21 protein-coding genes and 1 riboswitch are annotated in these 22,227 nt (G+C 39.5%); of the genes, 18 read left to right on the forward strand and 3 right to left on the reverse strand.

Going from position 1 to position 22,227, the window contains the following annotated elements; genetic code table 11:
• The first annotated feature begins 95 nt into the window (after positions 1-95).
• The 5 genes from ACOT8F_RS12625 (at position 96) to ACOT8F_RS12645 (ending at position 5,340) form a co-directional block, all read left to right on the forward strand.
• Complete coding sequence (locus ACOT8F_RS12625; protein ID WP_421652273.1) at positions 96-818, forward strand: response regulator transcription factor; 723 nt, start codon at positions 96-98, stop codon at positions 816-818.
• A complete protein-coding gene (locus tag ACOT8F_RS12630) occupies positions 815-2,587 on the forward strand; it encodes an ATP-binding protein (RefSeq protein ID WP_421652274.1) in 1,773 nt (590 codons plus the stop codon). Before ACOT8F_RS12625 ends, ACOT8F_RS12630 begins: the two co-directional genes overlap by 4 nt.
• Before the next feature lie 266 nt (positions 2,588-2,853).
• On the forward strand, positions 2,854-3,432 hold the full coding sequence (locus tag ACOT8F_RS12635; RefSeq protein WP_421652275.1) for a cob(I)yrinic acid a,c-diamide adenosyltransferase: 579 nt from the start codon (positions 2,854-2,856) through the stop codon (positions 3,430-3,432).
• A 116-nt stretch (positions 3,433-3,548) separates the two neighbouring features.
• Entirely contained in the window at positions 3,549-4,097 is a 549-nt protein-coding gene (gene sigX, locus ACOT8F_RS12640; RefSeq protein WP_421652276.1) for an RNA polymerase sigma factor SigX, read from the forward strand.
• A complete protein-coding gene (locus ACOT8F_RS12645) occupies positions 4,075-5,340 on the forward strand; it encodes a hypothetical protein (protein ID WP_421652277.1) in 1,266 nt (421 codons plus the stop codon). The genes sigX and ACOT8F_RS12645 overlap by 23 nt, the downstream gene beginning before the upstream one ends.
• 132 nt (positions 5,341-5,472) lie before the next feature.
• Here the strand turns inward: ACOT8F_RS12645 and ACOT8F_RS12650 are convergent, their stop codons facing one another.
• Positions 5,473-6,873: an APC family permease gene (locus ACOT8F_RS12650; RefSeq protein WP_421652278.1), complete on the reverse strand. Its 1,401-nt coding sequence runs from the start codon at positions 6,871-6,873 to the stop codon at positions 5,473-5,475.
• Positions 6,874-7,094: 221 nt separating this feature from the next.
• On the opposite strand from ACOT8F_RS12650, the gene ACOT8F_RS12655 reads away from it, so the two are divergent.
• On the forward strand, positions 7,095-7,907 hold the full coding sequence (locus tag ACOT8F_RS12655) for a histidinol-phosphatase (RefSeq protein ID WP_421652279.1): 813 nt from the start codon (positions 7,095-7,097) through the stop codon (positions 7,905-7,907).
• A gap of 58 nt (positions 7,908-7,965) precedes the next feature.
• Here ACOT8F_RS12655 and serA read toward each other — a convergent pair whose 3' ends face one another.
• Positions 7,966-9,546: a phosphoglycerate dehydrogenase gene (gene serA, locus ACOT8F_RS12660; RefSeq protein ID WP_421652280.1), complete on the reverse strand. Its 1,581-nt coding sequence runs from the start codon at positions 9,544-9,546 to the stop codon at positions 7,966-7,968.
• Between the two features lie 229 nt (positions 9,547-9,775).
• Positions 9,776-9,913: riboswitch (FMN riboswitch) on the forward strand.
• Between the two features lie 142 nt (positions 9,914-10,055).
• Between serA and ACOT8F_RS12665 the strand changes: the two genes are divergently transcribed.
• A complete protein-coding gene (locus tag ACOT8F_RS12665; RefSeq protein ID WP_421652281.1) occupies positions 10,056-10,637 on the forward strand; it encodes an ECF transporter S component in 582 nt (193 codons plus the stop codon).
• 57 nt (positions 10,638-10,694) lie between these two features.
• On the opposite strand, the gene ACOT8F_RS12670 is transcribed toward ACOT8F_RS12665, so the two are convergent.
• The gene (locus tag ACOT8F_RS12670) at positions 10,695-10,943 is read right to left on the reverse strand and encodes a ferredoxin (RefSeq protein ID WP_421652282.1); all 249 of its coding nucleotides are present in this window, start codon (positions 10,941-10,943) and stop codon (positions 10,695-10,697) included.
• Positions 10,944-11,228: 285 nt separating this feature from the next.
• Here ACOT8F_RS12670 and ACOT8F_RS12675 point away from each other — a divergent pair, with 285 nt between their 5' ends.
• The 11 genes from ACOT8F_RS12675 to ACOT8F_RS12725 all read left to right on the forward strand — a co-directional run bounded on the left by ACOT8F_RS12675 (position 11,229) and on the right by ACOT8F_RS12725 (position 22,151).
• Positions 11,229-12,281 carry a YpbB family protein gene (locus tag ACOT8F_RS12675; RefSeq protein WP_421652283.1) on the forward strand — a complete coding sequence of 351 codons (1,053 nt, stop codon included), beginning with the start codon at positions 11,229-11,231 and terminating at the stop codon, positions 12,279-12,281.
• Entirely contained in the window at positions 12,265-13,749 is a 1,485-nt protein-coding gene (locus ACOT8F_RS12680; protein ID WP_421652284.1) for a RecQ family ATP-dependent DNA helicase, read from the forward strand. Before ACOT8F_RS12675 ends, ACOT8F_RS12680 begins: the two co-directional genes overlap by 17 nt.
• Entirely contained in the window at positions 13,746-14,357 is a 612-nt protein-coding gene (locus tag ACOT8F_RS12685; RefSeq protein WP_421652285.1) for a CPBP family intramembrane glutamic endopeptidase, read from the forward strand. Before ACOT8F_RS12680 ends, ACOT8F_RS12685 begins: the two co-directional genes overlap by 4 nt.
• A complete protein-coding gene (locus ACOT8F_RS12690) occupies positions 14,341-15,093 on the forward strand; it encodes a LysM peptidoglycan-binding domain-containing protein (protein WP_421652286.1) in 753 nt (250 codons plus the stop codon). Before ACOT8F_RS12685 ends, ACOT8F_RS12690 begins: the two co-directional genes overlap by 17 nt.
• A 113-nt stretch (positions 15,094-15,206) precedes the next feature.
• Positions 15,207-15,665, forward strand: a complete 459-nt coding sequence (locus ACOT8F_RS12695; RefSeq protein ID WP_421652287.1) for a DUF2663 family protein — start codon at positions 15,207-15,209, stop codon at positions 15,663-15,665.
• Between the two features lie 165 nt (positions 15,666-15,830).
• On the forward strand, positions 15,831-16,586 hold the full coding sequence (locus tag ACOT8F_RS12700) for a metallophosphoesterase (RefSeq protein ID WP_421652288.1): 756 nt from the start codon (positions 15,831-15,833) through the stop codon (positions 16,584-16,586).
• A gap of 169 nt (positions 16,587-16,755) precedes the next feature.
• Positions 16,756-17,682: a MerR family transcriptional regulator gene (locus ACOT8F_RS12705; protein ID WP_421652412.1), complete on the forward strand. Its 927-nt coding sequence runs from the start codon at positions 16,756-16,758 to the stop codon at positions 17,680-17,682.
• Between the two features lie 112 nt (positions 17,683-17,794).
• Complete coding sequence (locus ACOT8F_RS12710) at positions 17,795-18,385, forward strand: genetic competence negative regulator (RefSeq protein WP_421652289.1); 591 nt, start codon at positions 17,795-17,797, stop codon at positions 18,383-18,385.
• Positions 18,386-18,699: 314 nt separating this feature from the next.
• Entirely contained in the window at positions 18,700-19,971 is a 1,272-nt protein-coding gene (locus ACOT8F_RS12715) for a Glu/Leu/Phe/Val family dehydrogenase (protein WP_421652290.1), read from the forward strand.
• A 94-nt stretch (positions 19,972-20,065) separates the two neighbouring features.
• Positions 20,066-21,040: a YpdA family putative bacillithiol disulfide reductase gene (locus ACOT8F_RS12720; RefSeq protein WP_421652291.1), complete on the forward strand. Its 975-nt coding sequence runs from the start codon at positions 20,066-20,068 to the stop codon at positions 21,038-21,040.
• Positions 21,041-21,182: 142 nt separating this feature from the next.
• Positions 21,183-22,151 carry an asparaginase gene (locus tag ACOT8F_RS12725; protein ID WP_421652292.1) on the forward strand — a complete coding sequence of 323 codons (969 nt, stop codon included), beginning with the start codon at positions 21,183-21,185 and terminating at the stop codon, positions 22,149-22,151.
• The last annotated feature ends 76 nt before the right edge of the window (positions 22,152-22,227 follow it).

Raw genomic sequence — 22,227 nt, forward strand, 5'->3', positions numbered from 1 at the left:
TTTAAAATGGTTTCAAGCCTTCACTTTTTGCTGTGAAGGTTTTCTCTTTTCAGTGACAGAAGGAAATATCATGATGTGTTCTAGGAGGTCTTTGTATGGAAGATTACCAAAATTTAAAAGTGCTTGTTGTAGATGATGAAGCCAGAATCCGCCGGCTGCTCAAAATGTACCTGGAACGTGAAGGATTCTTAATAGAAGAAGCTGAAGACGGAAACGAAGCATTGGAAAAAGCTCTTGCGAATGACTATTCCCTCATTCTTCTCGATTTAATGATGCCCGGAATCGACGGAGTGGAAGTGTGCAGACAGCTGCGTGAGAAAAAAGCCACTCCTGTTATCATGCTGACCGCAAAGGGAGAGGAAACAAACCGTGTCCAAGGTTTTGAAGTTGGCACAGACGATTACATTGTGAAACCTTTCAGCCCAAGAGAAGTCATTTTAAGAGTGAAAGCCCTTTTGAGAAGATCATCACAGACTTCCTTTTTGAAAACTGATACAACAGCTAAAAATGTGATTGTATTTCCTCATATTTCTATCGATCATGATGCTCACAGAGTAACTGCGGACAACATGGAAGTCAGCCTCACTCCAAAAGAGTATGAGCTTTTGTATTTCCTCGCCAAAACACCTGATAAGGTTTATGACCGCGAAAAGCTGTTAAAAGAGGTTTGGCAATATGAGTTTTTTGGCGACTTGAGAACAGTTGATACTCATGTAAAGCGCCTTAGGGAAAAACTCAATAAAGTATCTGCAGAAGCAGCCAAAATGATTGTAACGGTATGGGGAGTCGGCTATAAGTTTGAGGTTGGAAATGAATGAGACCATGGCGAAGTGTTGTTGGTAAGCTTTGGGCCACCATTTTGCTTCTTGTCTCTGTTGTGCTGTTAATTCTGACTGTACTATGGTTTGAATTTATTGAAAATTATCATGTGAGTCTTGCAGAAAAAGAGCTTGATCAGCTTGGAGGGAAAGTGGCGCTCATTCTTTCTCATCATCGTGATGCAAATCTTGCAAGATCTATTTCATCAGAGCTTGCAGATGATTCCACAAGTATTATCATTCAGGACAGCCAAAACCGTGTTTGGTCTTCTCCTGCAAAATCGAATGAGCAGCCGCATGTTTCTTTTTCAGATATTCAGAAGGACAAAGAACTGGAAGGCGTCATCAAAACGAATCAAAAAATCATTAAGCGGATCAGCACTAAAAACAGCAAAGGTATTGAACAAGTTCTTATAACAGGGGTGCCATATAAGGCTTCAGGCAGTGAGCCAGGTGCTGTATATGTCACCAGATCCTTAAATGCTGTCCAGGAAGCTACGAAAAGCACGACGAAATATACGCTTCTGGCTGCGCTTCTTGGGATTATCCTGACCACTGTGTTTGCCTTTTTTCTTTCTACAAGGATAACGAATCCCCTTCGGAAAATGAGAGAGGCAGCCTTTGAACTGGCAAGAGGCAAATTTGATACAAAGGTGCCGATTATGACTAATGATGAAATTGGAGAGCTTGCCATTGCTTTTAATCAAATGGGTAAGCAGCTTAAGTTTCATATAAATGCATTAAGCCAGGAAAAAGAGCACTTATCCAGTATTTTAAGCAGTATGGCTGATGGGGTTATAACGCTGAATATTGATGGTACCATATTGGTCACAAATCCTCCGGCAGAGCGCTTTCTGCAGGCTTGGTATTATGAACAGAATATGAAAATACAAAACGGCGATGATATGCCCCCTGAAGCAAAGGAGCTTTTTCAAAGAGTTGTACAAACCGAAAAAGAACAGATAGTTGAAATTACCCTGCAAGGAAGATCATGGGTGCTCTTAATGACGCCTTTGTATGACCAGGATTATGTAAGGGGAGCCGTTGCTGTTTTAAGGGATATGACTGAGGAACGGAAGCTTGATAAGCTTCGAGAAGATTTTATTGCAAATGTCAGCCATGAGCTAAGAACCCCTATTGCCATGCTTCAAGGCTACAGTGAAGCGATCGTAGATGATATAGCGGGCAGTGAAGAAGACCAAAAAGAGATTGCCCAGATCATTCATGATGAGTCTCTCCGAATGGGAAGGCTCGTAAATGATCTTCTTGATCTTGCCAGAATGGAAGCAGGTCATATAACGCTAAACTACGAAGATGTTCATGTTTATGACTTTATTGAAAAAATCAGCCGTAAATTTCAAGGGCCTGCCAAAGATAAATCCATCAAACTGAAAGCAGAAACGGCTATTAATGAAGAAAGCTTTGAAATGGATCCTGATAAAATTGAGCAGGTTCTGACCAATCTGGTGGATAACGCCATACGCCATACTCAGCAAGGCGGCCAAGTCCTTATTCGAGTGGATAGTACTGAAGATGGATTGAAATTTGATGTGAGTGATTCTGGCTCAGGAATAGACGAGGAAGATCTGCCATTTATATTTGAACGGTTTTACAAAGCGGATAAAGCGAGAACGAGAGGCCGTTCCGGAACTGGACTCGGGCTTGCTATTGCCAAAAACATTGTAGAAGCCCATCAGGGAACAATTGCTGTCCGCAGCCGTATTAATGAGGGCACCACGTTCAGCTTCTTCTTGCCCGGAATAAAATAGAATGATTTACCATTTCTTTTTAACAGATAGGTCAGTTAAAGCTAAATCTTTATTTTTTGGCACCATGTTGATTGGAGCGGGTGCTTTAGACTTCGGCGAAAAAAGCGAGTTAAGGGAGGCCCAGCAGGCACATAGCGCCGAGGAGGCTCTTAAGGCCTCCCGCTTAAGATAGTACCTGAAGCGGAATTTTCAACAGTCAAGTTTAAGAGAGCCTTGCAGAAAAAAACAGAAAACGGATAATAGGATGGAGAAATGGGGAATGAGCTGTGAACTTATATACACGTACAGGGGATAAGGGACAAACGAGCATTATCGGCGGAAGAGTTGACAAGGACGATGCAAGGGTGGAAGCTTACGGAACCGTTGATGAACTGAATGCCATCGTAGGACAATCCATGACAATGCTAAAAGAGGAAAAATACAGCGATATTTACGCAGAACTTGAGAAAATCCAGCATGAATTGTTTGACTGCGGAGGGGACCTTGCCTCTGTATTAAGCAAAGAAAAACGTGTAGATAAAACAACACCTGAGATGGCTTCTGATCTGGAATCAAGAATCGATGCCTATACTCAAGAAGCTCCTCCGCTTGAACGCTTCATTTTACCTGGAGGCTCTGAAGCCTCCGCAAGCCTTCATTTAGCCAGAACAGTTGCCAGAAGAGCCGAGAGAAGAATTGTTACACTTCATAAATTGGAACCAGTCAGTGATGCAGTTATGCAATATATTAACCGGTTATCCGATTATTTATTTGCCGCTGCAAGAGTAGTGAACTGTCGGGCGGGATATAAAGATGTAGAATATGAGAGAAGTGCCATCGTGTTCAGAGGGAAGAAAAGTGAATAATGGTTTTTTCATATAAAAGGAAGGAATAACCTTCCTTTTTTTGCTGTTGCATAATATAGTTGGGATGTAACTTTTTATTGTCAGCTTACGACATAGTAAATGAACGGAGGGTTTTCATGGAAGACACCTTTCAGAAAATCTATGAAAAATACCATCAGGATATTTTTCAATTTCTCTTCTATATGGTGAAAAATCGAGAACAGGCGGAAGACCTTGTTCAAGAGGTTTACATAAGAGTATTAAAATCCTTCGATCGTTTTGAAGGGAGAAGCAGCGAAAAAACCTGGCTTTTCTCTATTGCAAGACATGTTGCGATTGACTGGTTTCGGAAACAGAAAACTGTCCGCCAGAGAATTCTCGAGAAATTTGATTGGGATACACAGCAGGTGCAGGATTTAGCGCCTCTTCCTGAAGAAATTGCCCTTCAGAATGAAGAAGTGCAATGGATCTACCGCTCGCTTGATCAGTGCACAGTTGATCAGCAATCAGTTATCATTTTAAGGTACATTCAAGGGCTGTCCATAACTGAAACAGCTGAGGCTCTAGGTTGGACGGAAAGTAAAGTGAAAACAACCCAGCACAGGGGAATCAAAGTATTAAAACAGCTGATGGTAAGCCTAAAAGAAAAGGAGGGGAGCAAGGATGAAAAAATCAGAGTGGAATGAGGAAGGAATTGAAAAATTGCTTGGTGAATTGCCAGGCATAACGGATAAGCGACCGAAAAGCGAAATTCGTCAAAATGTAGAAATGAGGATGCAGCAAAAATCCAGAAAAGTTTGGATTGGGCCGCTCATTGCAAGTGCTGCTGTACTTTTGATCTTGTTCATTGTCTCCCCTTCTTGGATCTCCCAGCTGACTGGAAGTCAAAGCAGTAACGAAAAGTCCTCATCCTCAAGCAAAGGTCCAGAGAAAATTGAGGTATCTGAGAACTCAGCAGCAAAAAAAGAGAGCGTAAATAGTAAAAAATCTCTCCCGGAAACACCGGTTTCCGATTCTTCAAAAACCCCGGTTTCTGATTCTTCAAAAGCCCCGCAATCAGATTCTGAAAATAGGGCGCCTGCTATCGCAGAAAATAAGGAAACAGCACCTAAACAGACAGCAGTTGCAAAAACGTTTGTTGTTCCAGAAAGCCAGAAGAATCGTGCAGTAGTAATAGCCTTAAGAGACCAAAACATTGAAAATATTATTCCAGTTACATTTGAAGGAAGCGTAAATGACTCCAAACCATCCCAAATTAATCAGCTGCTTGATCATGTAAATATCGAAGCAATGGGATTTGCCCCCCCAGAAATAAAAGGGCTGGAATTTCAGGATCAGCCACTAAACACGGTTCACGTAAATGTGACAGATGGAAGGAAAATTTCGAGTGAGGCAGACAGTTTTTTAAAAGATATACTGGAAGAAACGTTTCGATGGTCCGGCTATAAAAAAATTGATTTAATGACGAATGGAAAAGAAGGAATTGATTTTGGTCCTTATGGAAAGCTGAATTCTCTTGAATTAAAAAAAGAAATGAAAAAGGCTTATTATTTGTTTCAAACAGAAACGCAGCATCAAAAGCTGTTAACTCCTTCACGGGAAACGTATGCAACAATCAATCAGGCAGTAGAAGCAATGAAAACGAAGGAAAACAATTCTCAAAAATCCCTTTTGCTCAAGGAACTGCCAATTAAAGAATTAAAATCAGCAGGCCATGAACTGATCATTTATTTTTCAAAACATTCTCAAATGGAGAAGTCTGAACAATATGTAGTTATGCTTGAAGGACTGCTTCTTACAGCCAAAGAATTTGGATTTGAAACAGTAAGATTTAAAAATCTTCAAGCAGCCAGGATTGGCCGAATGGATGTTACGAAGCCGGTAGCGGTACCTTATTCCCCAAATCCAATCCACTGGAAAAACGGATAATCAAAGGAAATGTATACCCATGCATATATTTGCAGGTATGGTGAATAAATAATCAAGTCGATTAACACACAAAAAACGGTGAAAGTCCCAAGGGGAAATTCACCGTTTTTTAAAGTTAATCCAGCAAATTGATTAGCTCGCTTTTTTAAGATCTGCCTTTTTTGTTTTTGTACCTGATCGGTAAAACCAAAGACCAAGCAATGTAAAAATAACAGGTCCTGCAACCATCGGAGCGTATTCAGAAAAGGTTGTACCAGGTGATGGCACAAGAGTTAAAAGAATCGTTCCAATAACAGAAATGAGCCCTGCAGCTGATATCGTGTAAGCGAGAAAGTTATTTTTAACACGAAACGGCCTAAAGGTTGTTTTATCCGATATTCTAAGTTTAATATAAGCAAGAATTAAAAACACATATGGAATGAAAAAGGCCAGTGTAGCCATTAAAATGAGCATATTCAAGGCGCCTGAAACACTTGGAATAAAACCTGATGAAACGAGGATGACCGTAACTCCAACAGCCTGCCATAAAATCAAGTTTGCCGGAATATTGTTTTTGCTGGACTTTGTCAAATTTGCAGGGAGTATGCCTTTGCCGCTCTCAGCCATCATAACACTTGGATTCAGAATCAAAAATGTTAAGGAACCCAGTATAGCAATGACAAAACAGATCCCGAGCACCTGTGAAAGGTTGAATGGCAAATGGAATTGCTTCGTTATTTGATCAGCAAACTGATAAAGAGCTGTTGCTGTATCATCAGGTGTAATTTTGATAACAAATTGAAATGCCAGAGTACCAAGGATATAAATAACTCCTATGATAATAGAAGAGATCAGAATGGCTTTTGGAAACGATTTTTGAGGATTTTTAACATCTCTCGCAATAGTGCCGAGCATTTCAATTCCAGAAAAAGCAAACATTAAGGTTGAAAGAAACATAACCGTATCAAGAGAAAGATTTTTTGGGGCAATCGTTTCAGCTGTAAAAGGTGTTGCAGAAGGATGTCCGCTTAAAATGCTTGCCAGCCCAAAGCCGAAAATGAGAATTGCTGGTACAATAACCCCGATTGGGGCCCCGATTGCTGCCATTTTACCGCTCATTTGAGTCCCTCTGAGAGTAATCAAAGTGATGCTCCAAAAGATAACAATGGAAACAATAGTCGTATACCAAGAATTATGAATAATTTGCGGTAAATTAATGGCATAGGAAACATTTACCGTAATGCCGATTAAGAGAGAAGGATAGTAGGTAAAGTTCGCCACCCAGAAAAACCATCCGCATAAAAAACTGGCTTTCTTTCCGAAGGCCCGTTCCACCCAAGCACTTATTCCACCCTGCTCTGGGAACGATGTCGAAAGTTCTGCCACGATCAGACTGATAGGGATAAAATACAGCAGTGCTGCTGCAATCCAGAAAGTAATAGCTGAAGGCCCAATCGTTGCAGCAAATGGTATATTTTTTAATCCTAAAATAGCATTAATGCTAATTAGAGATAATCCTAAAACACCAAGCTTTTTTTTTTCAATTGTGTTCATTTAATTTAACCTGCCGATCCATTTTAATAGAGTATTTTTCAATATGCTTAATAATACATCAAGGAGAATAAATATACAAACTATTTTATTGAAATAATATTATTCTATTAATTGAGATTTATTTGAAAATTTCTTTTAATGTAAATGCTTACATAAAAAAACCTCCTTCAAATCACCTCATAGTAATGGTATGGTAGAAAAAAGAGAACAGGGGTGACGAAATGCTAACAGACTATCATAATCATTTGGAGCGCGGCACATTAACATTAAACTATTTAAAAAAATTCACCGTTGAAGCGGAAGCAAAAGGTATTCAGCATTTTGGAATTTCGGAACATGCCTATCATTTTTATCAGACAAAAGATATTTTAAGCAATCCATGGGTTGATGAAAGAAGATTTTTTGATATGAAGGATTACACAGCTCTTTTTAAAGAAGCGTGGAATGCCGGTATCGATGTTAAAATGTCAATCGAAATGGATTATACTCCCGGAAAGCATCAGGAGATGAAAAAATTTATTGATCAATATTCATTTGACTACACCATCGGTTCTGTTCACTGGGTAGGGGACTTTGGAATCGATTTGGCTGAATACATAGGGGAGTGGGACAAAAGAGATCTCTATGACACCTACAGGAAATACTTTGATCAAATTGTCACGCTAGCAGAATCTAATTTATTCGATATTGTCGGACATTTGGATTTGGTGAAAATATTTAAGTATATACCAGAGGATGAAGAGTTTCTTTTAGAACAATATGAGCGCGCAGCGAAAGCACTGGGAAATTCAAAAACATGCGTTGAAATCAGCACAGCCGGAATCCGAAAGCCGATTGGAAAGCTGTATCCCGATGAGACGCTTCTTGCTATGTGCCGTAAAGAAGGAGTCCCTATTGTGCTTTCATCTGATGCCCATCAGCCAAAAGATGTAGGAGCAGATTTTGATCAGGCAGTTGAACTGGCAAAGAAAACAGGGTATGAAACGATCATGACCTTCTCAAGAGGCGAAAGAAAAGAAGTTCCTATTGGATAAAATGAATACAAAAATGCCTGTTCCATTATGGAACAGGCATTTTTATGAATTCAAGGCATTAATTTTCCATTTCCAGAGGAAGAATAGAAACAATTTCCGTAATTTGATTAAAAGCCTCTAATAGGGAATTTTCAAGGGGTTTATCAAAGCTAAGCATCATGATCGCTTCACCGCCCCGTTTTTTCCTTCCTACCTGCATGGTGGCAATGTTGACTGAATGGTCTCCAAGTATCCTTCCAACGTTTCCTATAACCCCTGGAACGTCTGTATGCTGAACATACAGCAAGTGGCCTTCAGGATAAAAATCAATGGAAAACCCGTTTAAAGCGATAATTCGTACACCGTACTCAGGAATATAAGTCCCTTTAATTTCAAAAGTAGTGCGATCGCCTTTAACTTGGACTGTCAAACAGTTGGCATATCCGGAATTGTTGGCAGTAGTTCCTTCTGATAAACTGATTCCCCTCTCTCGTGCAATCATACCGGCATTGACCGGATTAACAGTCACATCGACCCGGCCTTTAAGAAATGCAGCAATCAGGCTTTTTGTAATAAAGGAAGTTTCAAGATCTGCGACTGTTCCTTCATATTGAACGGTGATGTTCTGCACTGGCTCTCTCATGCATTGGGATAAAATGGACCCCATTTTTTTGGCTAATGTATCAAACGGTTTAATTTCTTTGTAGACATCTTCTGATAAAGAAGGCAAGTTAACAGAAGATGTTACCTGACCGCCATTAACAAATGTTAAGATCTCTTCTGCAACTTGAGAAGCGACGTTCAGCTGAGCCTCTTTAGTGGATGCACCAAGGTGAGGAGTTGTAATAACTTGATTGAACTGAAGAAGCCTTGAATCAGTTGGCGGTTCTGTTACAAATACATCTAAGGCGGCTCCTTTTACATGCCCGCTTTCAAGGTAAGTAATGAGTGCATCTTCATCAATGATTCCACCTCTAGCGCAGTTAACCAAATAAACGCCTTTTTTTGTTTTGGCAATGGTTTCATGATTTAAAAGTCCTTTTGTTTCTTTTGTTAATGGAGTATGTACTGTAATAATATCTGCTTCCTGCAGCAATTGATCGAGAGAGTAGCTCTCAACTCCGATTTTAGATGCTCTTTCGTTAGTTAAAAACGGATCAAAGACAACAACCTTCATTCCAAAAGCTCTTGCACGCTTGGCAATTTCACTGCCAATCCGGCCTAAACCCGCTATTCCGAGAACCTTTCCGTAAAGTTCGCTTCCAAGGAAGGCAGACCGTTTCCATTCTTTCGATTTCACAGAAGCATTAGCTTGAGGAATATGCCTCATTAAAGAGGTAATCATCGCAAAAGTATGTTCAGCTGTTGAAATCGTATTGCCATCGGGTGCATTAATAACAATAATTCCATTTCTTGTAGCCTGGTCAATATCAATATTATCAACACCAACACCAGCTCTTCCAATAATTTTGAGGTTTGGCATTTTCTCCATCAGAGATTGGGTAACTTTCGTAGCGCTTCTGACAAGCAGAGCATCAAACAAACCTAGTTCCTCTTCTGCTTCTGCCACATTTTTTTGGACAATTTCTATGCTGTCACTCTGCAACAAAGGCTCTAATCCTTCTTTGCTTATTGGATCTGAAACAAGTATGCGAAACACTCAAACATCCCCTAACTGCAAATTTAAAATTTTTTGATAATTTATCATATTCCTGAGATTATGTCAATGCAGTAAAGTGTGAAAGCGTTTACTGGAATGATCTATTTTGATTAAAAAAAATGCCATAATAAGAAAACAATTTATCTAAAGTATTCCGATAAATTTCCAAGACTTTTATCTATACAAATATAATGGTTTACCTTATAATGAGTCTGAAAATAAAATATTGATCGATCTTCGGGGCAGGGTGCAATTCCCGACCGGCGGTGATAAATGCAAATGCATTTTAAGCCCGCGAGCCGCAATATGGGCAGGATCCGGTGTGATTCCGGAGCCGACAGTACAGTCTGGATGGGAGAAGATGGAGGTTTGCGAATAAAGCAATTCATTTATTCGTTTATTTGACCTGCAAATTTCTCCCCTTGTTCTTCCTGAGCAGGGGGTTTTTGTTTGCAGGCCGGTGACCTTTTCTTTCTTTTCGGGATAGATCATGAAAAGGAGAGATTTTTGTGAGAGTAAGTAAAACCAGAAAGCAGGTAGTTGTAGGTGTTTTAAGCAGCATTGCCTATTTGCTGATGATGCTGGAAATTCCATATCCGGGACCTTTGTTATTAAAGATTGATTTCAGTGATATCCCTGCAATTATAGCAGCGATCGTGTTTGGTCCTGTTGCAGGAATTGTAGTAGAAGGTATCAAAAATCTTCTCCATTATATGATTCAGGGGAGCGGTACAGGAGTTCCTGTTGGAGAATGCGCAAATTTCATTTCTGGGCTATTGTTCATCTTGCCTGTTTCTTGGATCTATAAAAAAACAACTTCAACCAAAGGAGTTGCTTCAGGACTTGTAATAGGAACACTATGTATGACAGTACTAATGGGAATACTTAATTATTTTGTTTTTATTCCTGCATATACGCTATTTTTCCATGCGCCAGCAACTACATCTCAGCAGATGATTCAAACGATTGTTGCTTTTATCCTGCCATTCAACATGGTTAAAGGAGTTCTAATCACTACAGTTTTTCTCCTGCTTTATGCCAAATTAAAAACATGGCTCTCCCGTCAAACAGAAGTGCGGAACGCAGCCTGAATAATAAATCCTCAAAAAACCCCGGTACTGCTCGCAGCACCGGGGTTTTTAAAAGCCTTATTCAAATTTAGTTGCGTCTCCATCAAATGCTTCATCAGCAACTTTGATAGAATCTGTAGGACAGCCTTCAAAAGCATCCATCATATCTTCTTCAAGAATTTCAGGCACTTCTACAATACCTTGGTTGTCATCAAGTGTGACAAATGCAATTCCTTCATCATCATAATCATAAATGTCCGGTGCCGCCGCTCCGCATGCTCCGCAAGCGATACAAGTATCTTTATCAACAATTGTATACTTAGCCATGTACATTACCTCCTGATCGTTCTTGTTATAATTTCACCCGGGTTGCTTCACGGGATGTTAAAACTTAAAACATATATACATTGTAATGGTGTTAGATTAACTTTTCAATAAAAACATGAAGGATGGATTCACGAGCAGAAGAAGGGTTCTCTCCAAATAAACTGCCCTCCAAACAAAACTTTACACCTTCTTCTTCACTGAAAAATTATTTGCAAAAAGAGCTTTAATCTTTGATAAAATATTTCTATACCAATAAATATGTCTGAATCTTACGGGGAAATGTTGATGACTTATTTAGATTTACTGATATTATATTGTGTACATAAGTTTCAAGGAGAACGGTCCATATCAGCTGTATACCATTTGTTTAAAGGGAAAAGGTCTTCTCAGACTATACAGGACCTAAAGCTTTTCGGACTCGGACCGTTATTTGCCATTTTTCCGGGGATATCTAAAAAAACAGTGGAGGATTCCAGAGAGAAACTTCTGAAGGCTGGCTTTATAGCTGATTCAGATTCGATAACAAACAGCGGAAGAGACTATCTTTCAAAGGAATGGAATGAGCATTCCATTCCAGCCTCTTTAAACGGATGGAAATATTCAGCTCAAGGGAGGCAATTTTGGAGCCGGCTATCCCTGTTTGTTCAGACTGTATCCAATCTCGTGGGGGAAAACAGCCGCTTCCTGCCTATTACTAATAATGAAAAGGACCTGCAATGGGTGAAGCATTTTTTGCTCACCCAAAAAATTTCACGCAAAGAGCTGGCTGCTTCTCTTTATGATGAGCTTTATTCGCACCTCTCAGGCGTTTCGGAAAAAGAGGCGGCTGTGTTTACTTATAGGCTCAGCTCAAAAAACAGGATAGGTTTGACAACTAGGCAGCTCTCAGAATACTTTCAAACAGATGCAGCTTTTCTAGAGCTGCTGTTTAAAAACGTACTTCACTCCCTCCTGGTAAAAATAGAAAACGGCAGCTATTCCATTCTTTCACATCTCTATCAGCCGTCATCTGAAAGAAAAACGTTTACAGCATCTGCATTGAAAACATATGAAATGATTGCAAATGGTAAAACCATCGGGCAAATTGCAGCAGCAAGAAAGCTGAAAGAAAGCACAATTGAGGACCATGTTGTGGAAATAGCCCTGAATGATACTGATTTTGATTTATCGGAATTTGTAACAGCAGAAGAAATGAATGAAATGATAAACAAAATACTTTTATTGCAAACGAAACAACTAAAAAAAGTAAAAGAAAGCTTGAACCATCAATTTTCTTATTTTCAAATAAGGCTTGCTTATGCGGAAATGAGGAGGAAAAACGATGAAAAATCAATATGAGGCAGTCTTGAAGAAGAACTTCGGCTATGAAGAATTTCGGCCAGGCCAAATGGAAATCATCCATGATATTATGTGCGGAAAAGATGTCTTGGCTATGCTTCCTACAGGAGGCGGCAAATCCATTTGCTACCAGCTTCCTGGATATATGCTCAGTGGTCCTGTGATCATTGTATCGCCGCTTCTTTCTCTGATGGATGATCAAAGTCAGCAGTTAAAGATGAATGGTGAAAAAAGAGTGATCGCGATCAACAGTTTTCTTGATATGCACGACAGAGAAAAAGCAATGAAAAACCTCAATGCTTTCCGCTTTATTTTTTTGTCTCCTGAAACATTGAAATCCCCATCTTTATTGGCTGCGCTAAAAAACATCCGAATTTCGTTATTTGTTGTTGATGAAGCCCATTGCATATCACAATGGGGACATGATTTCAGACCGGACTATTCCATGCTGGGACGATTGAGAAAAGAGCTGAACCATGCCCCATGTCTTGCTCTGACAGCTACAGCAACAAAGGAAGTTCTTTCAGACATACGGTCATCACTCCTGATGGATCAGCCTGAGCTGCATATCCAATCAGTTGACAGGCCCAACATTGCCATTTGTGTTGAAAGAATGTCCGGACTGACAGAAAAGCTTGAAAGGACAAGTGAGCTTGTAAAAGAATTAAAAGGACCTGGGATTATTTATTGCGGTGGAAGACAATGGACAGAGCGCCTGACTGCATACTTAAAAGAAAATGGGGTGAGAAGTGCCGCCTATTATCATGGCGGCATGGAGCCGGAACAAAGAATTCTGATCCAGCATCAATTCCTAAATGGTCAGCTTGATCTTGTTTGCAGCACGAATGCATTTGGTATGGGTGTAAACAAATCAAATATCCGTTATGTGATCCATTTTCATATGCCATCAGGAATGGAAGCCTATGTACAGGAAATAGGGAGGGCTGGAAGAGACGGTGCTCCTGCAGTTGCCATAAGTCTATTTAACGATAATGATTATGAAGTTCCTCTTCATCTCATTCGAAATGAGTTTCCTGAGTATGAGCAATTGAAAAATTATATAGAAATGACCGCTAATGAAGAGTTCTCCTTTTCTAAAGCTTCTGTAGTGCTTCAGGAAACGCAAATCCGCCTGATTGAACATCATTTAGCTGGTATGAACCAGATTGCCCCTAATCAGGCTATTAAAGAAATATGGGGAAAAATGCAGGAAAGGCAAAAAGCAAAATTAAGCAAACTGAATAATTTTATGAAATGGATTTCCATAAATTCATGCAGAAGAGAAGGAATTTTAGCGTATTTTGGTGAAGTAAGGGAAGAAAAAGAAAAACCTGCCATTTGCTGCGACCAGTGCGGGCTGACGTTAGCTCCCTTTAAAAACGGGCACCCCTGTAAAAATCAGAATGCTGAACTTCCTGATTGGCGGGAGGAACTAAAAGATATGTTCTTGGTGAGGGAAAAAGAGTGATTAATAAGCAAAAAGAAATGATTCGCTCTTTGTCAGACAGACAAATGGTACGGCAGCTTTATTTGACCCAGTTCATTCTAATTTTTATTTCGATAGTATTAAGTACGCTGTTATTAGGCAGCCCATTTGCAACTTTTTCAAAACTGAATGTTTATGAACCTAAGATTTATTTAATTGGGGTATTAACTGCATGCGCTGTCATTCTCATAGATTTCCTCATAATGAAATTTTTGCCGAAATCATGGTATGATGATGGGGGAATTAATGAAAAACTGTTTCGCACCTGCAAATTGCCTCACATTCTATTTTTGGCCCTGCTGATTTCGTTTACGGAAGAGTGGCTTTTTAGGGGAATCCTGCAAAATGCTTTTGGCATATGGGTTGCAAGTGCTATTTTTTCATTGCTGCACTTCAGGTATTTAAACAGCATGCTTTTATTTACAGTTGTTGTCCTTGTTAGTTTTCTGCTTGGAATTATGTACGAAATGACAGGCAATTTGTTAACGACAATAACTGCTCATTTTATCATCGATTTCGTTTTTGCCGTGCAAATTCGAATAGAGTACTTGAAGAGAGGTGGATCAATTTCAAATGATGAATCATCATAATCATCAAGATCAAGCTGAAGGATTAAGGAGAAGGGCTGAAACATCTGAAAAAAGCCGTTCAGGAAAATATCCTTCAAGAAGCGAAGTTCATAAAAAAAAGCCGTCTAAAGAAAAAAAGAAACTAAGATATCCGTTAATTAATTTTTTGGCCTTATGTTTTATCATGCTCATTATCCTGATCTTTACAGTAACCATTTACACTCAGAAGCATACGACTGTAAACACCAATAACGGCGGATATGAATACATAAATGAAGACTCATCAGATAATCCCGAACCCTCTGACAACACAAACAGTCATTCCGCTTCTGATCAGGCTGCAGCAAACGAAATAACTCCAAAACAAAAGGAAACCAAACAGGAATCAACTAAATCTGCGGCAGCAGTAAATGAAGAAAATAAAAAGGATACAAAAAAGGTTCAAGAGGACAAGCCTGCTAATGTAAAGAAAGAAGAGCAGGCTAAAACTGAACCAAAAACAGCACAATCCGAATTAAAAGATGAAAAGAAAACTGCGAAGGATAAAAGTGAAAAAGCGGGAACTAGTGAAACGGCAGATAAAGAACCAAATAAAAATGTTAAAGTTGTACAGCACACCGTGCTGCCGCAAGAAACACTTTATCGTATATCCATGAAGTATTATAAGAGCCGAAGCGGTGAAGAAAAAATCCGCAAATGGAACAAACTGCAGGATAATGAGGTATATGCAGGACAGGTTCTTGAAATACCCCTTTAACATTGAGCGTTCCTTTTGGAACGTTTTTTTAGTTAGGCGATGTGTCTTTTCTACATAATCGTTATACAGCCCTCATATCTTGTACTATCTAACTTGAATATGATGGTGATAAGATGGAAAAGGAATTTCAACTGTTTGACCAAAGTACGGATGAGCCAACAAAAAAAATGCTGCAGGGATTAGTGGATAAGAAAAGAAAATTTGATCGGTACAAAAAGAAATGCTTGCATTTCCAGCTGTTCACATTTTTCTGTGTGCTTCTTTTTATGGGATATTTTTATTTTGCCATACTAAGGCAGGGACATGATGAATTTTCAACCGTTTTCAGCGCTTTTTTGGAAAGCTCCTTTCATTTATTTTTTATTATGAGTATTGCAGGAGGATATGCCACTTCTCTCTATTTTAAAAAGAAGGAAGAAAAAGCGGAAACAGAATTTCACGCATTAAGGTGCGAGGTCATTCGCAAAAGCCCTGAATTATGGCCGAAGCCATTTCATTGGAAGAAAAGAGAAATGGTTTTTCAGGTGATGAAAAAGGAATTTGGCATTAATTTATTTTATGAAAGCAAATAACTGTTTTACACTTTACTGATTTCGTAAAGATTGTTGCTATTCGTATGTGTTTCGAATACGCTTAAAGATAAGCTTCGTGGCATCTTTTCTTAACATTCGCAGCTGATTCCCGCGATGAAAAAAGCACAGAAAAGTGCCTTACACTTTAACTGATGGAGGAAATAAATGGTTTACGCAATAATTGCTTTTGCCCTGGCCTTGCTGTTGGGCGGATGGATGCTTATAAACGCTTTTAGGAATACCTTGACTGAAAATCATCTTTTCTTTCCAGAGTTTCCTCTTAAAAGCGGACAATTGACTATATTGTTTATCTCTGATATTCATAGAAGGATTATCTCCGAGAAACTTCTTAAGCAATTTCCTTCGCAAGCAGACATCGTTCTTATAGGGGGAGATCTAGCAGAAAAGGGAGTTCCGCTAAAAAGAATCAGAGAGAATGTTAAGAAGCTGTCAGCATATGGGCCAGTGGCGGCTGTAATGGGAAATAATGATTTTGAGCTGGAACAGGATCAGCTTATGACTATATTTAAAGAAGAGAAGATCCATCTTCTTCATAACTCTGCAATTATTGCGGGGAAGCCGGAAATTCAGGTTATTGGACTGGGAGAAATGAAATTTAATCAGGATGACCTGGAACTTGGACTTAAGTCTGCGAATGATAAAGCCTTCAAAATCCTGCTTTGCCACAACCCTAATATAATTGAGAAGCTGCGCCCTGAACATAACATCTTTTTTTGCTTGTCAGGACATACACACGGCGGTCAAATACGTTTTGGCAAGTTCGGATTATATGAGAAAGGGAAAGTTTTTAAAAGAAAAGAAACGACAATTCTTATTAGTAATGGATATGGAACCTCCAAACTTCCTCTCCGGCTGGGAGCTCCAGCTGAAGCCCATTTTATTACAATAAAGAAAAGCTGATAAAGAATCGGGGTTATCCAACTGTTATACAAAGTTTACACGCGATGTTCATTCCTATATAATTTTAGCAGATAAAGCTGCTAAAATTGGTAAATGAACAAGTGAACTTTGGAATGCCCTGGGGTTTTCAGCTTTTTTGCTTTAGAAAGGGTTTTATGGAGGAAATATGATGAGTAATCATGATGGTAAATACAATATAAAAGCAGTGTCTAAAATGCTCGGAATACAGCCTGGAACATTGCGTGCATGGGAAAGACGCTATAATATGATTGCTCCTGTAAGGAATGAATCCGGGCACCGCCTGTATACAGAAGAGCATATAAAAATTTTAAAATGGCTTATGAACAAAGTGAACAGGGGCTTCTCAATAAGCCAGGCAGTCAATCTGCTTGAAAACACAGGCATGTCTCCTGAAGAACCAAACCTTGCGCAGGAACCGGCAGCAGACAGAGCAGCTGAGCTGACAGATGAACTGCTTAAGGCTTTGTTGTCATTTGATGAAAACCTTGCTCATGAATTAATGAACAGAGCCTTCAGCCTATTTTCAATTGATAAAGTGATCATTGATATTTTAGGAACTGTTCTTGTGAAAACGGGTGACTTATGGGAAATAGGTAAAATCACCTCTGCTCACGAACATTTTGCCTCTTCATTTTTAAGGTCAAGAATTGGAATGATTCTTCATACGCTCCCTGTGAATGGTCTTTTGCCAAAAGTGGTAGCTGTTTGCGGCCCTGGCGAATGGCACGAACTGGGGCTTATGATTTTCACGCTTTTTTTAAGAAGGCGCGGATTTGAAGTCATTTACCTTGGGACAAGTGTTGCAGAGGGAGACATGGAAATTGTTTTAGATGAAGTAAAACCGAAATTTCTCTTTTTGTCCTGCACGCTTATAGAAAATGTGGAGAAAACATTGCAGCTAGTGGATCATATCAATAGCTTAGATGGCCAGCTTTCGATCGGACTGGGAGGAAATGCCTTTTATTCCAGTGCATTTGCAGGCTTAGATGATTATCAGCCTTACTTGCTAGGAAATTCTAAAAAAGAGTGGGAAAATTGGCTGAAAAATAAACTTTCACAGTCCTTTAGTATTTAACTTGTCTAATTTCCACTGTCGTTGTAAACTGTTAACAAATTAAGCGAACCATCTTGCTTGATTAACATACTATAAAAACAGGTAAGTTGTTTTTACGGCAGGAGGGAACGGAATGCGTCTGGAGCGTTTGAACTATAATAAAATCAAGATTTTCTTGACAATTGATGATCTAATGGACAGGGGATTAACCAAAGAAGATCTTTGGAAGGACTCCTTTAAAGTACATCAGCTTTTCAAAGATATGATGAATGAAGCCAGTCAAGAGCTCGGCTTCGAGGCGTATGGCCCAATAGCGGTTGAAGTCTATTCTCTCCAAGCTCAGGGCATGGTGGTCATTGTTACGAAAAACAGCGGAGATCAGGAAGATGAAGATGATGATTACTCCGATGATTACATTGAAATGCAAGTGAAGCTTGATGAAAGCATAGATATTATATATGAAGTGCAAAGCTTTGAGGACTTGATTCAGCTCTCAGGATCTCTTTATCAGCAAGGTATTAGAGGAGGAACGGTCTATTCCTATGAAAACCGTTACTATCTTCTGATGGATGAACACCAGCCAGTGTCTGTTGAAACGCTGATCGCTATACTTGCGGAATATGGAAGCTCTACAACCTATACGATTCACAGGCTGCAGGAATATGGCAAAGAAATTTTTAAAGAAAATGCCATTGCGAGCATAAAAAAATATTTTTTAACTTAAACGTCTTTTTTCTTGGGGCGTTTTCTTTTTTGCACAGAGTTAACCATGATCTCTGAGGTTATTGAAAAGGCGCTGTTAATAGAGAATGAAAAATAGGGAAAATTCGAATTTTTCTATAAATATATGCTGTAAGACCCTGTATAATCAGTAAAATCTGCAGAAACAAAACAGCGGGTGCAATCGCTTATAGAAATGGCCTAAAAATTCAATTAAAACACTCGCTTTTTATCTTTGCAGAAAACATTGGAAGGTGTATACTATGTCATGAATGGTGGGCATGACTCTAACTTTGACTGATACTAGGAGGTTTACTTATGGTAGCCGAAAAAAACACCGAAAATAATATCGAAAAGCACGATGTGCTGAAATCGACGCAAACGGTGATACATAAAGCCCTCGAAAAATTGGGATATCCTGAAGAAGTGTATGAATTACTTAAAGAACCTTTACGCTTAATGACCGTGAAAATTCCTGTCCGTATGGATGATGGTTCGGTGAAAATTTTCACTGGCTACCGTGCACAGCATAACGATGCTGTTGGACCGACCAAAGGCGGAATACGATTCCACCCCAATGTTACAGAAAAAGAAGTTAAAGCGCTTTCGATTTGGATGAGTCTTAAATGCGGAATTGTTGATCTTCCATATGGAGGAGGAAAAGGCGGCATCGTTTGTGATCCAAGAGATATGTCTTTTCGTGAATTAGAACGCTTAAGCAGAGGCTATGTAAGGGCAATCAGTCAAATTGTTGGCCCAACAAAAGATATCCCTGCACCAGATGTATTTACAAACTCTCAAATCATGGCTTGGATGATGGATGAATATTCCCGTATTGATGAATTTAATTCTCCTGGTTTTATTACAGGAAAGCCATTAGTGCTTGGAGGTTCTCATGGAAGAGAATCTGCCACAGCCAAAGGGGTAACCATTTGTATCCACGAAGCAGCCAAAAAGAAAGGCATTTCCTTAAAAGGAGCAAGAGTTGTTGTTCAAGGCTTCGGGAATGCAGGAAGTTTTCTATCTAAATTTATGCATGAGGCAGGCGCTAAGGTAGTCGGTATATCAGATGCTTATGGCGGATTATACGATCCGGAAGGTCTTGATATCGATTATCTTCTGGATCGCCGTGACAGCTTTGGGACAGTAACGAAATTATTTAACGACACAATAACGAATAAAGAACTTTTAGAGCTGGAATGTGATATTTTGGTTCCTGCCGCAATCGAAAATCAAATTACAGAAGAAAATGCCCACAATATCCGCGCACAAATCGTAGTAGAAGCAGCTAATGGACCGACAACAATTGAAGCAACTCAAATTCTGACTGACAGAGGCATCCTGCTTGTTCCTGATGTGCTGGCAAGTGCAGGAGGAGTAACTGTATCCTATTTTGAATGGGTGCAAAACAACCAGGGCTACTACTGGACAGAAGAAGAAGTGGAAGAAAAACTAGAAAAAGTGATGGTCAAATCATTTAACAATATTTATGAAACAGCTCAAAATCGCAGAGTTGACATGAGATTGTCAGCTTATATGGTTGGGGTCCGCAAAATGGCTGAGGCTTCAAGGTTCAGAGGCTGGATCTAATTCTGATATTTGCAAGAGGTATAAAAATCTCCTATCATTAGATAGGAGATTTTTATTTGAACTGCATGGTACTGTTCAAGAACGGAGTGAACATATGAAAAAGGAAGAAGTTATTATTATTGGCGGTGGTCCCTGCGGGTTAGCAGCAGCTATTTCTCTGCAGGAAATTGGTATAAATCCTCTGGTGATCGAGAAGGGGAATATAGTGAACGCCATTTATCAATATCCTACTCACCAGACATTTTTCAGCTCAAGTGAAAAGCTTGAGATTGGAGGAGTAGCTTTTATAACGGAAAATCGGAAACCTGTTAGAAATCAGGCACTTGCTTACTATAGGGAAGTTGTAAGCAGGAAAAAAGTCAGAGTCAATCCTTTTGAATTGGTTAAGGAAGTTTCAAAAGAGGCAGAATCAGGGCAGTATAAAGTGGTTACTTCTAAAGAGGAATATTTGGCTTCTTCTGTAGTGATCGCTACTGGTTATTATGAACAGCCAAACTACATGTGCATACCAGGCGAAGAGCTTCCTAAGGTTTTTCACTATTTTAAGGAAGGTCATCCTTATTTTGATCAGAAAGTGCTTGTCATCGGCGGGAAGAACTCAAGCGTCGATGCGGCCCTTGAACTCGTTAAGTCAGGTGCCCATGTCACGGTTATTTACAGAGGCAGGGTTTATTCACCGAGTGTAAAGCCATGGATTCTGCCGGAGTTTGATGCACTGGTCAGAAACGGGACGATTAAAATGGAGTTCGGAGCAACAGTAACGAGTATTTCCGAAAAATCTGTCACCTATATCAGTCAGGATGGCGATGAAAAAAACATTGAAAATGATTTTGTATTTGCCATGACGGGCTACCATCCAGATCAGCAGTTTCTTCGGAAGATGGGCATTCAAATTGATGAGCTTTCAGGAAGGCCTGTTTTCAATCCAGATACGATGGAAACAAACATGGAAGGGCTCTATATTGCAGGTGTCATTGCAGCCGGAAATAATGCAAATGAAATCTTTATTGAAAACGGCCGTTTCCATGGAGAACTCATCGCGAGGAATATTCAGGAAAAAAGAGGCTGATTTCTGAACGTCATGATCCTCTCCAACACCCTTTTGGAGAGGATCTATTTTTTTACCATGTAATAGGTAAAATAATATTATTTCATCTCTGGATATTTGTTATGATATGAAGGAAACTGATGAATAGAAAGCGGGTGCAATTTTGGAAAAAGTCGTGTTGCTGACTACAGGCGGAACAATTGCGAGTAAACCGAATACAAGTTCAGGCAAGCTTGCATCTGGTGCGATTACGGGTGAAGAACTTGCATCTATGTGCAATCTGCCAGAGGAAATTGATATTATTGTCGATTCTATTTTTCAAAAAGCAAGTATACATATAACCTTTGAGGACTTAGTGGCTGCAAAGGAAAAGATAGAAGAATATTTTAAAGATCCTTCTATCACAGGTGTTGTAGTGACACATGGAACTGATACGCTGGAAGAGACAGCTTACTTTCTTGATTTAACCATATCAGATGAAAGGCCAGTTGTGATAACAGGTTCCCAGCGTTCGCCAAATGAACTCGGCAGTGATTCTTTTATTAATATCAGACATGCCATCTATTCCGCCTGTTCTGAAGATCTGAAAGGTGCGGGTACAGTAGTCGTTTTTAATGAGCGTATATTTCCGGCCAAATATGTGAAAAAAGAGCATGCCTCTAACATACAGGGATTTAATGTATTTGGATTTGGCTACCTGGGAATTATTGATAACGATCAAGTGCATATTTTCCAAAAGCCAATTAAGAGAAACCATTTTGTCTTAAAGAGAGCTATACCTGAAGTGGATATAGTCAAATGCTATATCGGAGCAAACGGTAAATTTATTAAAGCCTCCAGGGAGAGCAAAGCAGAAGGTCTCGTTCTTGAAGGCGTAGGGAGAGGGCAGGTTGCTCCCGAAATGATGGATGAAATTGAAAAATCTCTGGCTGATAATATGAAAATTGTGATCACGACTGCTTCTGAAGAAGGGGCTGTATATCCTACGTATGATTATAAAGGCAGTGCCTATGATCTTGCTGAAAAAGGAGTCATTCTCGGCAGTGATTATGACAGTAAAAAGGCAAGAATTAAACTTGGTGTGATGCTTGCAGCTGATGCTAAGGATATTAAAAGAGAATTCTTGAAATAAATTCCTTTCCGGCAAGCCCGAAGTTTTTATAGCTGTCATACAAATACGATTGAAGGAAGAAGAGAGGCTAATGAGC

Source organism: Chryseobacillus diguaensis (genome assembly GCF_049220665.1).
GTDB lineage: Bacteria > Bacillota > Bacilli > Bacillales > Bacillaceae > Metabacillus_B.